At 59.4% G+C, this 14736-nt stretch carries 9 protein-coding genes and 4 pseudogenes; 3 read left to right on the top strand and 10 right to left on the bottom strand.

Features of this window, described 5'->3' with window-relative positions; genetic code table 11:
* A pseudogene (locus tag IF809_RS36330) lies at positions 1–778 on the top strand (IS5-like element ISBj2_B family transposase); the annotation flags it as partial.
* 376 nt (positions 779–1154) lie between these two features.
* On the opposite strand, the gene IF809_RS36325 reads toward IF809_RS36330, so the two are convergent.
* The 6 genes and pseudogenes from IF809_RS36325 to IF809_RS36300 all read right to left on the bottom strand — a co-directional run bounded on the left by IF809_RS36325 (position 1155) and on the right by IF809_RS36300 (position 6426).
* Entirely contained in the window at positions 1155–1382 is a 228-nt protein-coding gene (locus IF809_RS36325; RefSeq protein WP_370091571.1) for an IS3 family transposase, read from the bottom strand.
* A gap of 8 nt (positions 1383–1390) precedes the next feature.
* Complete coding sequence (locus IF809_RS36320; protein WP_011084772.1) at positions 1391–1690, bottom strand: transposase; 300 nt, start codon at positions 1688–1690, stop codon at positions 1391–1393.
* A gap of 205 nt (positions 1691–1895) precedes the next feature.
* Positions 1896–4214: a S9 family peptidase gene (locus IF809_RS36315; RefSeq protein WP_014497844.1), complete on the bottom strand. Its 2319-nt coding sequence runs from the start codon at positions 4212–4214 to the stop codon at positions 1896–1898.
* Positions 4215–4990: 776 nt separating this feature from the next.
* A pseudogene (locus tag IF809_RS36310) lies at positions 4991–5571 on the bottom strand (IS6 family transposase); the annotation flags it as partial.
* Positions 5572–5998: 427 nt separating this feature from the next.
* Positions 5999–6139, bottom strand: coding sequence for a hypothetical protein (locus IF809_RS36305; RefSeq protein WP_154694111.1), 141 nt, complete (start codon positions 6137–6139; stop codon positions 5999–6001).
* A gap of 116 nt (positions 6140–6255) precedes the next feature.
* On the bottom strand, positions 6256–6426 hold the full coding sequence (locus tag IF809_RS36300; RefSeq protein ID WP_162130978.1) for a hypothetical protein: 171 nt from the start codon (positions 6424–6426) through the stop codon (positions 6256–6258).
* A gap of 75 nt (positions 6427–6501) precedes the next feature.
* On the opposite strand from IF809_RS36300, the pseudogene IF809_RS36295 reads away from it, so the two are divergent.
* Positions 6502–6708: pseudogene (locus IF809_RS36295) on the top strand (IS256 family transposase); the annotation flags it as partial.
* Positions 6709–7403: 695 nt separating this feature from the next.
* On the opposite strand, the gene IF809_RS36290 reads toward IF809_RS36295, so the two are convergent.
* Positions 7404–8141 carry a glycoside hydrolase family 12 protein gene (locus tag IF809_RS36290; protein ID WP_014497847.1) on the bottom strand — a complete coding sequence of 246 codons (738 nt, stop codon included), beginning with the start codon at positions 8139–8141 and terminating at the stop codon, positions 7404–7406.
* A 293-nt stretch (positions 8142–8434) separates the two neighbouring features.
* Here IF809_RS36290 and IF809_RS36285 point away from each other — a divergent pair.
* Positions 8435–8764: pseudogene (locus IF809_RS36285) on the top strand (IS256 family transposase); the annotation flags it as partial.
* Positions 8765–9007: 243 nt separating this feature from the next.
* Here IF809_RS36285 and ltrA read toward each other — a convergent pair.
* The 3 genes from ltrA to IF809_RS36270 form a co-directional block, all read right to left on the bottom strand.
* The gene (ltrA, locus tag IF809_RS36280; RefSeq protein WP_074076608.1) at positions 9008–10321 is read right to left on the bottom strand and encodes a group II intron reverse transcriptase/maturase; all 1314 of its coding nucleotides are present in this window, start codon (positions 10319–10321) and stop codon (positions 9008–9010) included.
* A 507-nt stretch (positions 10322–10828) separates the two neighbouring features.
* Positions 10829–11020: a hypothetical protein gene (locus tag IF809_RS36275; RefSeq protein WP_014497849.1), complete on the bottom strand. Its 192-nt coding sequence runs from the start codon at positions 11018–11020 to the stop codon at positions 10829–10831.
* 17 nt (positions 11021–11037) lie between these two features.
* Positions 11038–13404 carry an LPS-assembly protein LptD gene (locus IF809_RS36270; RefSeq protein WP_223153708.1) on the bottom strand — a complete coding sequence of 789 codons (2367 nt, stop codon included), beginning with the start codon at positions 13402–13404 and terminating at the stop codon, positions 11038–11040.
* Positions 13405–14736 lie beyond the last annotated feature (1332 nt).

Here is a 14736-nt window from a genome sequence, read left to right as displayed (position 1 = left end):
GGCCAAAAGCGCGGCGATGATGGCGGGCCGCTACGCTCATGCCAAACAATTCAACCGGCATCAGCGACAGCTGCGCACCCTGCGCAGCCGGCTGGGCCGGATCATCCGCGACATTCGCCGCAAGACCGAGGGCCAGGCCGCACTGGAGGAGGCATTCGCCCTGCCGCTGAGCCGAGCCACCCAGATCGGCTCGCAGCAGCAGCGCCAGCGCGGCTGGAAGTTGTATTCCTTCCATGCTCCGGAGGTCGAGTGCATCGGCAAGGGCAAGGCCGCCGCGCCCTATGAGTTCGGCGTGAAGGCCTCCATCGTCACCAACAACCAAAGAGCTCCGGGCGGCTTGTTCGTGCTCCACGCCTGCTCGCTGCCGGACAACCCCTACGACGGTCACACCCTTCGCAACGTCATCGAGCGCACCGAGAGCCTCACCGGCTGCCCGATCGAACGGGCCTATGTCGACAAGGGATATCGCGGCCACGACACACAAAATCCCCGCCGCGTCTTCATCTCGGGCCAGAAGCGCGGCGTCTTCGGCGTCATCAAGCGCGAGCTACGCCGCCGTTCCGCCATCGGGCCCATCATCGGACACATGAAGAACGAAGGTCACCTTGGCCGCTGCTATCTCAAAGGCCGCGCCGGAGATGCCGCTAACGTTCTCCTCTCGGCCGTTGGCCACAACCTCCGCCGTGTCCTGGCTTGGCTCAGAGACCTTTTGTCCCTCTTCCTGCTCTCACTCTGGCCAACGCTCAACTGTCCAGTTCAGCCCAATTCGGCTTATTAACGATCGACTCACCACGCTCATTGGAGAACGTAGAGGTTTCTCAACCTCCGAGCTAAGCTCGGATCCTCCGCGCGAGCTACGGAGGGTTCAGTTCGAGAAGCTGATTGACGCGCTCGAAAACAACAGCCCGGCGAAATCGACACTCACCTTTGCAATTTACCGGCCGAGCCAAGAGCCGCTTCGAAGGCATTGCGTTGGTCAAGTGTCCAGAGATCTCAGAATGGGGCGCTAGCTTCCGAGAAGCTGACGAGCCTCGGCCCAATGCTTGGTTCGATGTTGAGAACGCCGTCGAGTTTTAACCGGCAGGGGTGCTAGCGGCAGCAACAGCTGAACGGTGAATGTCCCGTATGATCTTCCCCCAAAAAATTAGACGGGTTTAGGCGACGTTTAGCTCCATCTCGATCGGGGCGATATATCCCACGGCGGAATGGAGCCTTGTTCGGTTATAGAAGCCCTCGATGAAGGCGAAGATATCACGCTGGGCGTCGGCGCGGGTCTTGTAGTTGCGATGATGAACGAGTTCGGTCTTCAAGGTATGGAAGAAGCTATTGCGCCTCCAATAAGCTGACGGCCGCTGCCCTCCCGGCCGCAGAGAATAGCACAAGGCTGTTTCTAACCCGCGCAGCGTGCAACGGCTCTGGACAGTTTTTTAAAATGTCGCGCTCGTTCGGTCTCCTGGCGCAGCCGGGCGATCTCCGAAGCCTGGTCCGCCGACATCGGCGTCACCTGCGTGGTGGGGCGCCACCTCGCCGATGCCGGCTCCTGCCGGAGCTTGTCGACCCAGCGCCGCAGCACCGAGTCGCGCAGACCGAGCTCCTTGGCCACCGACGTGACCGTGCGACGGCTGGACACCACCAACTCGACGGCCTGGCGCTTGTACTCCTCGGTAAATGACCGACGTTGACGTTCCATTCGACACCTCCGGGCTCAATGAGCCTACTACAGGTGTCCACTCATTCGGAGGAGGTTCAGCGCCTGTCCCAAAACTCCCAAAGAGTCATAGATGACTGTGCTTTTGCTTACTAATGCTGAGAGACAAGCGAAATCGGAGGGCGCTCGTTCGAGTCGCCACGGCGTTGGACCTAAATGATGATAGCTCTTCGCGCAATCATGGCCCTTAATTGGGTTTCAGCAGCTCAATCGGTAGGGCGTTCCAGTTAGGTGGTATCTGCCCAAGAATATTGCGAACGAAGAAGTCCAGAAGCTTGAGCTCGCTATAATTGCCGGGCGCTCCGTGATCTGCACTGGGTACCACAAGCATGTCGAAGTATTTTCCTGCCTTGATGAGCCGATCAGCCATCTGGAAGGTAGAGGACGGATCGACATTGCGGTCCATTTCGCCGACAACGAGCATCAACTTACCCTGTAGTCTGTGGGCGTTGTCGATGGCGGAGGACAGCGAATATTCGATACCAACCGGCCAACCCATCCACTGTTCATTCCACCATATCTTGTCCATCCGGTTGTCGTAACAGCCGCTGTTAGCCACCGCCACCTTGTAAAAATCAGAATGGAAGAGCAGCGCGCTCACCGCGTTCTGCCCGCCGGCGGACCCGCCAAAAATGCCGACGTTCGAAATATCGTACCATGAATACTTCGCGCTCGCCGCCTTATGCCATAGAATCCGATCGGGAAAGCCGGCGTCCTTTAAATTCTTCCAGGCAATGTCGTGGAACGCGCGCGAGCGATTGTTCGTACCCATTCCATCGATCTGAACGACGATAAACCCCATTTGGGTGAGCGGCTCAACCAAGGCCGAGAACGACTTCGGAACGAAAGAACCCGTAGGGCCGGCATAGATGTTTTCCACCACCGGGTATCTCTTGTTTCGATCGAAGTTGAGGGGCTTGTGAATAACCCCCCATATATCGGTCTCGCCGTCCCGGCCCTTGGCATGGAAGCTGAGGGGCGGCTGCCAGCCGGAGGCGATGAGTTCCGAGATATCGGCGCTCTCAACCTGCATCAGCTCGGCATTATCACTGGCGCGATACAGCGCCAAGCGCGGCGGGACATCGATGCGTGACCACAGGTCGACATAGTAGCGGCCGTTAGGCGAAAACTCAATGTGATGGTTGGCCGGTTCAGGAGTGAGCGCGGTCAGTCCGTTCCCATCGAAGTCGACACGGTAAGCATGGACAAAATAGGGATCTTCCCCTTTGTCCCTCCCGCTCGCACCAAACCAAATCTGGCGCTTGACCGGATCGACGTAGTAGACCGCGCGAACCACCCAATCTCCTCTAGTGATCTGGTTTTTGAGCTCGCCGGTTCGGCCATCGAAGAGGTACAGATGCTCGTATCCATCGCGCTCGGACGCCCAGATGATCTCCTTTCCGTCCTCAACGTCGTAGCGGAAGAACTTTCCAGTGTTCTGCTGGTCCATCACCAGAGGCTGGTAATCGATGAAGGTAATGCTGCGCTCATCAATCAGAGAGCGCACCTTACCCGCAGCAGCTTCCACCTCGACAAGTCGATAGAGTTGGTGCCCGCGCTGATTATACTCGAAGGTGAACCCGCGACCATCCTTCCACCACTTGATCGGCGAAAGGTGGTAGGGATTTGGAAAGGAAGCATTGTCGATTTCAATCTTGCTCTGCATGATGATGTCAAACAGCACCGGCTGGAGCAGCGGCAAGGCATCACCCGGCTTCGGATACGTCATCGTCGAATATCTAGGTTGAAGCTCGTCCGTCGGGGACGATTCGATGTAGTGGATCTGACGTTTGTGGCCTGGACGGATGCGGTAAGCCGCGAGGTGACGCGAATCTGGAGACCATCTTAGCGTCGAGAAAGCATAGTAGTTGCCTTCCGATCCGTCCCAGGTCAAAGGGATGTCCTGCAAGCCGTCCTCGCTGCGCAGGAAGATATTGTATTTTGTAGTATAGGCCAACCATTTGCCGTCAGGGGATATGCTTGTGTTCTCCGGATCGTTCTCCGCGGGCGGAGTGGGGTCATAGCCCATCTGTTGATGGACGTCCGGGTGCATGGCATTGGCTGTGCAGCCATAGCTTACGAGGTCGCATGTCCACCGGGTGTTGTCGATGTTGAAGGTGATCATGCGAGCATCGTCGGCCAGCTCGAAACGGTCGAACGGCAGATTGTCGGCCTTATAGTTCTCGAGGCTTGCCCTGGCCAGCGCCGCCGCGAGGCGGGTATGATCAAAAGCCGGCTGCTTTCCGCCAGTGGCAGCATCGACCTGCATGAACTGGTGCTTGCCTTGAGTCGTCCGTCGGTAGACGAACGCTTCGCCCTCTGCGAGCCAGAACGGAACGTCGGGCATATTGACAGTGAGCTGGTTATATTGAGCGCCGATCGTTAGCGCTCGCTCGTAATCGGACGGCACCAGCAGCGGCTTTGCAATGTTGTCGGCCGGAGCCTGCGCGGCTGCCAATCCCTGCTGACCCAGCAGCGCAAGCATGAAAGCGCCGAGCTTGTACATGATCGTTCACTCGTCCTCGTTGTGTGGGGATAACGGAGGCTGGGGTTGACCTCACGAAATTGGCGCAGCTGCGTTCAGTGTCTCCTCCAAAGCCCAGCACTGACCCTTGCGCACAAAGCGTCCTAAACGTTGCACGCAAGTCTTGGGCCAGAATCAGGCTCCGATCTCCCAGACACCTGAGTGGGCGACTGGGCGGCACGGTCTAAAGCTGTGATCACCGCTCTGGCCCCCGGCCAGGGATGCAGGGGTATGGACGACGTCGCCATAGATAGATGGGCCTAGGGGTCACTGAAGATGTCCGGCATAGCCGCCACCGCCGTGCACGCCAATATAATTCCCGGTCCAGCTCCACAGTGTCGGATGAAACCTTCACCGCTGGATCGAGATCCGCCGAATTCGCGCCACCGCAAGCGGCAAGCGTAACTGCTGCCGCGCCCCGTATAAGAACTCCAGGTCGCATATCACCTCACGAACAACACATGTGCGCGCCATCCGCAACGACGTTCGATGTCGTGGCGTCGCTTCTACGCCCCTGGTGGTGAGCAGACTCCATGCCAGCGAAGCGATGCGCATTCCCGACGGCTTCCGATAGCTATGTCGCTTACGCGACAAGGCTAGCGATTGTTGAGGCAAGCCGTATGTCTGACCTCGAACACACCAGAACGTCCTGCCGTAGCGGCCGATCAGCTTTGCGGGCTGCATCTCGGTCTTCGTCGGCCATGATGCAAGAAGGCCAAGGAAGAACGTGTGGGCGACGCATGGATGGCATCGTCAACTTAATCGACCGCCGAGACGAAGGAGGCGATTTTCAAAGGTCCGAGATTCGGCGATAGCGCTTGTCGCGGAGATTTCGCGCCAAGTCGCAAAGGCTCGTTCGCGCGAAGCACGACGGAGGTCGGCGGCGACAGCTCCGAGATAGGGGATGCGGAAACGTTCGCGACCTGATCGTGAACTGACTAAAACCGTTGAGCCTGATGGGGCGCTTTGAAACGCTTCATGATCCGCTCGCGTCGCCGCGTCTGCCGATGAGAATTCTCGGCGCGATTGTTGAGAGTTTTGTGCGGGCGATGTCCGACGTGAAAGCCCATGCTCGCCCTCGCAGCGCCGTACGAACGGAGCTTGTCCGTGATCATCACGCGCAGCGGCGTGCCGGCGGATTCAAGCGCTTCTTCATGAGCCGCAGCGCAGCGCGCGAGTCTCTTCGGGGCTGGATCAAGACGTCGAGAACGAAGCCATTCTGGTCGACAGCGCGCCAGAGCCAATGTTGTTCGCCCGCGATCGAAATAACGACCTCGTCCAGATGCCATTTGTAACCGCGAGCGGAAGCGCGCTGGCGGATGCGATCGGAGAATGCCTTTGCCATGGTCGGTGTTGTAAATCTCCGGCGTGCCGTACGTCGCCGCGCCTCGTCCAGAGCCGCCACGCAGAACGAGACGTCCATCGTATTCGACAGCCGCCACGCCAGAACCGCACGGCTCGCTCAGTCGATGATGGCGACGAGATAGAGAAAGCCGCGGCCGATGGGCAGATACGTGATGTCGGCCGCCCACACCTGGTTCGGCCGGTCGATCGTTCATGTTGCGCAGCAGATCGGGACAGAGATCTTGTGGCCCGGCGCCGGCTTTGTCGTGTTCGGCTTCGGTCCCAGCGCGGCGATGCCCATCTTGCGCATCAACTGTTGCACGCGCTTGCGATTGACCGCAAGCCCCTCAGCCTCAGCATCGCGGTCATTCGCCGCGAGCCCAGGAATGGCCAGGCGGTGATCAGCTCGTCGATCCGCTGCATCAGGGCAAGGTCGTTGAATTGGCCGGCTGTAGCGGCCGGTAGACGCTAGAACGGGCGATGCCGAGCAACATGCATTGCCGACGGATCGACAGCGCCTGGTCGACGCGCTCGAGCATTCCTCGACGGTCCGGCGTGCTCATCTTCCGGACCTCCGCGCTAAAAACTCGCGCTCGACCGTCAGTTTGTCCGATCTTGGCGTGCAGCTTCTCGATCTCGCGTTCGCGCGTTTCCTTCGCTCTCGCGCCCGACACCCACGTCAAAAGCCGGGCCGCCTGGTCCAGCAGCTGCTTCTTCCAAGCATAGATCTGGTTCGGTGAACCTCATAGCGCTGGGCCAGATCGGCAGCCGTCGCCTGCTCCCGCACCGCTTCCAGTGCGATCTTTGCCTTCAACACCGCGTCGATCTTCCGTCGCGTCTTCTTCGTCATCATGCCCTCCGTCGATCAAACGGAGCGGCCCTTTTCCAACCTGGCCTCTCGTCCCAAAACCGGGGTCCATTTCAGGGCACCATTCGCCGGGTCACGCGCAACGTCAAACGCCGGCGGGATGCCGGTATGACCTTGCGATGGGTCGCGGCCGGCATGATCGAGGCCAACAAGGGTTTCCGATGATTGAAGGCGCATAAGAAATCGTCGGTTCTGCGTGCGGCCCTTCAAGCTCACCACGATCGCATGACGATCAAGCCCGTTGCCCACGTCACGAGCGCGGCGCTCAACAGCGATCGGGACATCTCCCGCTACCTTCGCTCACGAAAGGTCGCGCTGCGGGCATTGATCGTTCTCACCCAACTCGGCGAGGTGCGGAATGGCCCGTTTCAAGAACAGTGCCGAAAGTTCGGTGGTGATGCGAAAATCCAAAATTGCGTATTTCGCTCGCTATTTCTTTGAGCTTGTGAAAAACGGGCGCACTGCAAGGTAGGAGCAGCGGCACAGCTTTCGTCCGTTAGAATTGCTGGTCGTCCCACGACATGTTTCTCTCCTCGGGGGATTGCGAACGAAGATCGAGGGCGACTAGGCGAAGAGTCCACTTCTCGACGTCGCCCCCGCAACAAACCACCCAGCCCCCGACGGGCTGCCCACGCAGCGTGAGCATTGTGCGAATCGATTTTCGTCCGGTGCGATCAGCTCCACATGTTTGCTAGGGAGCTGTCGCATTGCCTGGCCGAAAATGTTCCTGAACTGAGTTGTTGCCTCACGTAATTTTCTCTCCACCGCTGGTAGCGCCAGATCCGTCACCTTTGATTGTTCTCGCAGCGGCTCCAAGGCGATCTTTGCCTTCAGCGCTGCTTCGATTTTCCGTCTCGTTCTTCTTCATGGTCTCCGTTTATCAAAACAAAACGGCATCCGCACCATCTGAGCCGCCGGTCCAGAATCCGAGGCCACTTCACCTCACCGACCGTGGGTACTCACCTCGATGTCAGGGTCCAATTATTGAAGTTGAAGTTCATCCCACCTGGAGAGGAGGTGATCTCAACGCCGTATTGGACGTTGCCGACGTTTATCTCCCCAAAGTACCCTTTAGACTTGATCCACTGCAGGACACTCTTGATATCCACCGTCCCACTGTTGGTCTTCGAAGTGCGCAGGAATGAGATGACCTTATGGTGATTTTCTCCTTGAAACACGTTCCAAGTCGCTCCGCCTACATCGACATTTGTGTAGATCGGTATCGCCGCCCCGGAAGAAGCGTACTTGTAAGAAATGGGCTTGACGTTGCCGCCACCATCGGGATTGCCGGTGTAATTCGTCCAGAGCATTATCTCATACTGATTTGAGCTATCCCAGATATCGTAGGCGACGTCCCAGGCGCCGCTAGTCGGAACTTCCTGATTGAAGTTCGAGATCAGAGTGTTGATCGAACTGAGCGGTTTGCCGACATTGAAACCCTCGTGGGGATAGCTCTTGATGCCACCAGTATCAGGCTGGTTCGACCACACCCCCCACTGGTTGACAGCACTCACCGAGATAGTCTGGGGTCCTGCGCCCCTGCCCCATACGTCGTTGTTCCAACTGTAGCCATCGATTGAAAAGCTCCCGTATTGAGCGCTCGAACTCCATATCGGAGCTTTTGCCGATATTGGCACAAGCGCAACACTGGCCGCACTCAGGGCCGCAAACACCTTTAGCTTTGACACGCTCGCCATTCTCAATCTCCAACCTGACCTTTGCCCGCTCGCCCCTCGCAAGAGTTGGGCCATTATGCGCAGAGCCAGACGTGCTATTTTTCTCGCGCTCCGGGTTGCGTTCCCGACAGGCTGGCGGATTTCAGACAGGGTCCCGCCGCAGGATTGGTTGGAATTGAAAGCGGCGTAGTCTCTGAGGTGATCAACCTCGAATCATCCGCCGTTTGGAGCGCCGGATCGGAGACCATGCCATGACCAGCAATGTCACAAAGATGCATTTCCCCGCCGTGTGAAAGAGAGACGGCTCCGCAGCTTTTCGAAATTGGTTCGATCCGGTTGAAACGGCGGTGCGGAAACCAACGCGGGAACTCATTAGAGGAATTGCTCCGCAGCGAGCTCGATGCGGCCCTTGCGCGGCCGCGCTACGGACGCGGCATGAAGGCCGGCCATGAGGGAACGCCCCGTTACGGGCATCGACACGGCAGCCAGCCGCGGTCGCTGACCGGTAGCTTCGGGTCGATTAAAATCGCGGTCCCGCGTGCGCGGCTTGACACCCGCGATGGGGGACGACCGAATGGAAGAGCCAATTGCTGCGGGCTTGCAAGGATCGCCTCAGCCCTGCCGAAGTAGACATCGACAGGAGTGAGGTTGTCGATGCTCTCATGATAGCGGACGTGATTGCAGTGTTCGACGAACCGGGACGAAGCGCATGGTATTGCGCGCGACAGCTTCGCTGATCGCCTCTGCGTCGGCAGCATCAGTCTTCCCGCGCTTGAGTAGAGTCGAGGAGAGGCGCGGTGATGCGCTTGTTGCGCGTTCCGTTTCCTCTCCCCGCTCATCAAACCGGACGTGCGGTTTTCCCGCATCCGGCTTTCCGACAGGTTTCGTCACAAGGCGCACGTCGGCGACACTTTGCGCACGCGGTTCAGCACAAGTACGCCAGGGTTCCCATAGATCTGATCAGAGAACCGTCTGACGCCACGTCCTGGCGTCTTATGTCGTCTGCGCAGAAAGGCGAGCACGCGGTCAAAGACGTGTCGATCAACGGCCTGATGAGCCGTAGCAAGCGAGCCATAGCTGAAGTAAGCGGACCAGCCGCGCAGAAGGCGGTTCAGTCGTGCTTGTACTTCGGGCCAAGCGCCCTTGTTGCCCGGCGTCAGCAGTTCGCTGACCTTCCTCTTGATCCGCAGCACGCTTTTCTTCGACGGAGCCGCGCCAAGATACCACCGCCCCCCATTGCGGAAGTGGCGGGGTCCGAGCGTGTACCCAAGGAAGTCAAAGCTTTCCAATCGGGCATTCTTCACCGAGGTTTTAGTCTCGTTGAGTGTCAGCCCAAGCTTGGTCATCACCGCTTTCGTCCACGTCAATGCGTCTTCCGCGTGGCCGCGGCTGAGAATGACGAAGTCGTCGGCATAGGAGATAATCTGGCCATGGAATGCTTCACACCGACCGCTGAGACGCCAATGCTTCAGGAACCGGTTCATGTAGATGACGGAGAGCAGCGGACTGATGACACCCCCCTGTGGCGTGCCACACTTGTTGCTCTTACCGCCGCTCATGCGCCGTTTCCCGTTGCTATCCCGCTCCTCGACCGGTACTCGCAGCCATAACTTAATCAGCCGCAGCACATTCCGGTCGACGATGCGTCGGGCCACCGATTTGAGGAGGTCCGAGTGCGGTATCGTGTCGAAGTATTTCGACAAATCGGCGTCAACAACATCTGTGTAGCCCCGGCACATAAGCCGGTGCACTTCCTTGACGGCATCGACCGCGTTGCGGCGCGGGCGATATCCATAAGCTCCGTCCTCAAAATCCGCCTCGAAGATCGGTTCCAGCACGATCTTTGCAGCAGCTTGGACGACCCGGTCCCGGATTGTTGGGATACCGAGCGGACGTTCGCCGCCGCCGGGCTTCGGGATCATCACCCGCCGCACCGGATCGGGCCGATAGGTCTTCGTGACGAGTTCATCGCGCAGGCCAGCCAACCATGCTTCGAGTCCCGACGCGTCGATCTGTTCGAAAGTTATTCCGTCCACTCCCGGCGCACCCGCGTTGGCGCGGGCCAGCTTGTAGGCATGGCTCAGAATGTCCTCGCGGCAGATCTTGTCGTACAGCACGTAGAAGCGGAAGGCAGGCTCCGCCTTCGCCTTACAATAAAGCTTTCTTTCTCTGAAGGCTCCTGATCTTATCGGGCGTTTCAAGGCTCATCGCCAATCTACCCTTTCCCTCGCCATCTTCAAAAGCGCACCTGAAGTCAGGGTCCTTTCCTCCGCCGGAATTACCCGGTTTCATCGGTACCTTTGACCCTGTCCGACTCCCGTCCGGTCCATCGACTACTCAATGCTGAAGGCGCGACCTTCGACCAAGACGGGTCTCCCCCGATTACCCGTACTACCTTTCCAACGTGCCGTGCCCATTACCCCGGTGAACCAGACAGGTGCGTGCGTCGATTGCTTCCCTGTCCGCACGGCCTTCCCCGCCATACGATCGGGTCGGCATTCACATCGTAACTTTCGAGGCGTGCTCAGGCTTCACTCACGTTACGGCCCGCTGGATTGCTCGGCCGCCTAAAGCGACCTTTGTCACGAGGCTTCGATCCGTCCGATTGCTCGTCCAAACCGCTCGTCAGCTACCAGATCAATCGACAACTCTCTGGGTGGATCCTTCCTCCACTGGTAATACGCGCCGTCGGGGCGCACCGAATGGCTTCACATATTGAGGTAGCAGCAGTTTGACGTCATGACCCAAAGCCGCGATCTCGCGCGCCCAAAACCGACATGGCTGAAGTGGAACAGTTCTGCGCGTTCGTCGAACTCGAGCTTTCCCAGCACAGCCGTGACCGCCTGCCCGCTATTGCGCGCCTCGGTCGTGGTGGTGACGTCCCCCGACGTGACCCGCATGCGCCGCTATCCGTGCCTCAGAAGCCGATTGCGATCGTCCCGAATGTTCGTAGACCTATACTTAGCATGTAGGTCTCATTCAAGACGGGGGGCACGCCGCCTACCGTATAATTGTAGGATTTCAGATAGTTCAATCCCAGCACCAAGCAATCGTCGACATAGCCGGCACCGACCACATACTGGTTGATCTCGTTGGCCTCGAGGTCCCAGCGCGCCGAGCCCGTGACCACCCAGTTGGTCGCGACCTTCAGCGAGCCGGTGGTGAGGATGCCTTCGCGGCGGGTCAGATAGCCGAGCTCCGGCTGTGCCGCGTAGTTGCCGTACATCACGCTGATCGACCAGCGATCGAAGTTGGCGCGGCCTTCGGCCTCGAAACGCTGGACGTTCCAGGTCTGCTCGTCCATGCGGGAGCGGACGCTGAAGGTGTAGGTGCGGTTGGGCGAGTAGTCGATACTCGCCACGTAGTCGGAGCGGGGCTTGTCGAGACCGGAATCGAGGCCCGTGTTGATGGAGTCCCGGACCGCGTAGGAGTTCATGCCGAACAGCTGGTAGGACTGGCCGAACAGCACCTTGGCCGCGCCGCCCTTGTCGAACTGCGTGGTGGCCTGCACGCCGACATTGGCGCGGCCGCCGCCCTCGACGCGGTCGTAACCGGAGAACTTGTCGACGCTGAACAGGTTCGACGTTTCGAATACAAAACTCTGCGCATCCTCGTTGGGAAACTTGCCGGCATAAGTCTCGTTCGGGCGGATGATGATCTGCGCGATCGGCTCGACGGTGGTCGAGCCCCAGGGCTGAACGTTGATGAAGGGATAGCGGTATTCGAGGCCGACCGTCGGCATCAGGCGGAATGCCTGGGTGTCGCCGACCGGTAGGTAGTTCGACACGCCCGGCTGGTTCGAGACCGAGGAGTTGATTGCATCGGCGCGCAGGCCGGCGAACGGCGTCCAGATCTGGCCGAGCGGGTCGGTGAAGGATTTGCGCCACTGCGCTTCCGCCGACAGGCGGGTATAGGTGCCGGGGAAGCCGCGCAGCAGGCACTGCGATGGCGTGCGCGCGAGCGGATCGGCCGACGCCGTCGTGCACAGGCTGTTGGTGTTGGCGAGCGTGGTGATCGGATCGAACACGGCGCTGTCACGCGACAGGTTGACGGAGTTGGTCTTGTAGCTGAACTCGCCGCCGAACACCGGATAGTTGAGCACGTTCGAGTAGTCGATCACGGGGTAGACGATCGGGACCTTGTCCTGGTTGCCCGAGAAGCTCCGCCAGTACATCGTGCGTGCGTCGAAGAAGCTGCGATTGCCGGCGCCGGTCAGATAGAGCTGCGAGACCGCGTCGGTCGGCAGGTTCAGGAACGAACCGAGCGGGTCACGGTACTGCGACAGGCGGTAGTCCGAGAAGAAATAGTAGTCGGACATCACGACGCCGTCCCAACCCCAGACCCATTTGTCGTTCAGCGCGAACTGACCCTTGGTCTCGACGGCGCCGCGCCACTGGCGGTCGCCGGGCTGCCCGGCGAAGGCGCCGCGATCGAGCTGGTCGATGCCGTAAGCACGGATCTGGTAGGCGCCGCCCATCAGGCGCTGGCGGAACTCCGCCTGGAACAGCACGCCCTGCCTGGAGGTGATGCGCGGGTTGAAGGTCACGTCCATATCGGGCGCGATCGCCCAGTAGAACGGGACCTCCACGCCGTAGCCGTAGCCCGTGTTCGAGGTGAAGCCCGGCATCAGGAAGCCGGACTTGCGCTTCACGGTCGGGTCGGGCGTCGAGAAGTAGGGCATGTAAGCGAGCGGCACGCCGAAGAACTCGAGCTGCGCCGTCTCGAAGTACAGCATCTTCTCCTGCTGGTCGTGGATGATGCGGGCACCCTTGACCTGCCAGAGCGGTGGCTTCTTCGGATCGTCCTTGCACGGAGCGCAGGCCGTGTAGACGCCGTTCTCGAACACGGTGTAGTTGCCGCTGGAACGGTCGGCGCGCGTTGCGGCCATCCGTGTCCGGTCGGCGGTATCGACCCGGAGCGAACCGACGAATCCGTCGCGATAGTCGTCGGACAGATCGATCGTCTCGGCATAGGTGATCTTGCCCTCGGCATCCGTCATGCGGATGTTGCCTTCGGCATGGAGCCGCTTGGTCTTCTGGTCGTAGGCGACCTTGTTAGCCTCGACGCTGGTGCCGTTGTAGAACAGCTGGACGTTACCGACCGCCGAGATCCGCGAATTATTGTAGTCGTAGACGACCTCGGTCGCCTGAACCAGCATCTGGTTGTCGTTGGCGGCCTTCGGCGGCTTCGGACGCGGCGGCTGCGTATTGTAGGAGACGTTCTGCGCCGATGCCTTTACGACGGGGCCGAAACCAGTCGCGATGACAACGGCTATGGCAAGCAAGCAGTCGCAGACTAGCGACGTGAAGAGCCACGGATCGTGCCCTGGCGCAACCGCAGTCAGTTTGTGACGATGCGCAGCCACAGCCACTAACCTTTCCGTCGGGTCAGCAAGGCCAACAATCTGATGAAGCGGCCAACGCAGACTGGCGGCCAGACCGAAGTCTCCAGTTGCATGAACTCACACTTACTTGACGTCCTGATACAACTAGCCACAACAGCGAGCAGGAAAATGGTGAACACGTTACCTTAAATTCTCGGCATCGAGCCGTAGCACTGGCTCCAGCCCTCTTGCGGTTGCGCAGAAACCCTCGGCAATCGACGCGAACCGCTACGCTGAAATCTCTTCAAGTCGGCCTCGCTTCGGCCCAGGGAATTCGTGCTGAAGGCGTCGCGCTGGAAGGTTTGCGGAAGCATGTGATGGCTGATCTGACGGGTTATCAGGTTCATCCGAACCGAACTATGCCTGGAAGCACAGCTACTGGAGCAAGCTGCGAGAGCCCAGGAGCAGCAGCAGCGCTATGGGCGGAGCGCGAAATGCCGATCGCGGAGAAACTCCGCGTCTCCGATAGGCGATCTTGGGCGGCAGCTTTTTCAGCAAAGGGATCAGGAACACGAGCAGTCCGCGCTCATTGGCCAAAGCTTTGACGAACTGTCGGTCCGCCGACCATGCCACTTGGTTCGCGTGGGTCGTTCCGATATCTGTCAGCTGCGACCTACTCCGAAGGATGCTGATCTGTTGTTGTTGCGGCGAATATGCCAGCTGCTTGCTAATCGGCCGTTTCACGCCCCCCGGCGCATGACGGCCATTATGCGGGCCGGGAGCCATGCGGTGAAGCGCGAGCGGGTGAAACCGTTGATGTGCAGAATGGGAAGGCTCAGGCCGAAGCCGCGAATAACGCAACCGTCGGGGCCAGAGGCCAATGTTGTGTTCTGCTCCGCCGTTTGCGGATTGGTGCCAGAGGATCAGACACAGCTTCACTGCTGGCCCAAAGTCGGCCGGGCCGGCCTGCCGCGGGCTAGAAGCGCAATGGTTGTGGCTTCCCAAAGACGAACTCCAGATCGCATCATGCACTCCGCTGCCCCTTCCTGTCCAATAACGAGCGCCTGCGCAAACGAAGCAAGCTGCGTGCCGCTCGAAGATGGAGATCCTCAAGCGGGTTTGTTCATGGTACATGCGTCCGGTTGTGGACATTGGTCCGAACCAGACAATCGAGTCCTTGGCAGTGATATCGGTAGTTGGTGGAACGCACGATTGCACTAGGGTCCAGACTCAATTGAGCCAATATGCGACGAGAGCGGCGAGATGAACAGCGGCCAAAAAATTACGGGCGAG

The organism is Bradyrhizobium sp. UFLA06-24, from assembly GCF_054967145.1.
This window is presented reverse-complemented; position numbering and strand designations above follow the sequence as displayed.

Coding starts and splice junctions, on each gene's coding strand:
- IF809_RS36320 (WP_011084772.1), bottom strand. CDS start 1,690: ATGGAACGTCAACGTCGGTCATTTACCGAGGAGTACAAGCGCCAGGCC.
- IF809_RS36315 (WP_014497844.1), bottom strand. CDS start 4,214: ATGTACAAGCTCGGCGCTTTCATGCTTGCGCTGCTGGGTCAGCAGGGA.
- IF809_RS36305 (WP_154694111.1), bottom strand. CDS start 6,139: ATGAGCACGCCGGACCGTCGAGGAATGCTCGAGCGCGTCGACCAGGCG.
- IF809_RS36300 (WP_162130978.1), bottom strand. CDS start 6,426: ATGACGAAGAAGACGCGACGGAAGATCGACGCGGTGTTGAAGGCAAAG.
- IF809_RS36290 (WP_014497847.1), bottom strand. CDS start 8,141: ATGGCGAGCGTGTCAAAGCTAAAGGTGTTTGCGGCCCTGAGTGCGGCC.
- IF809_RS36275 (WP_014497849.1), bottom strand. CDS start 11,020: ATGCGGGTCACGTCGGGGGACGTCACCACCACGACCGAGGCGCGCAAT.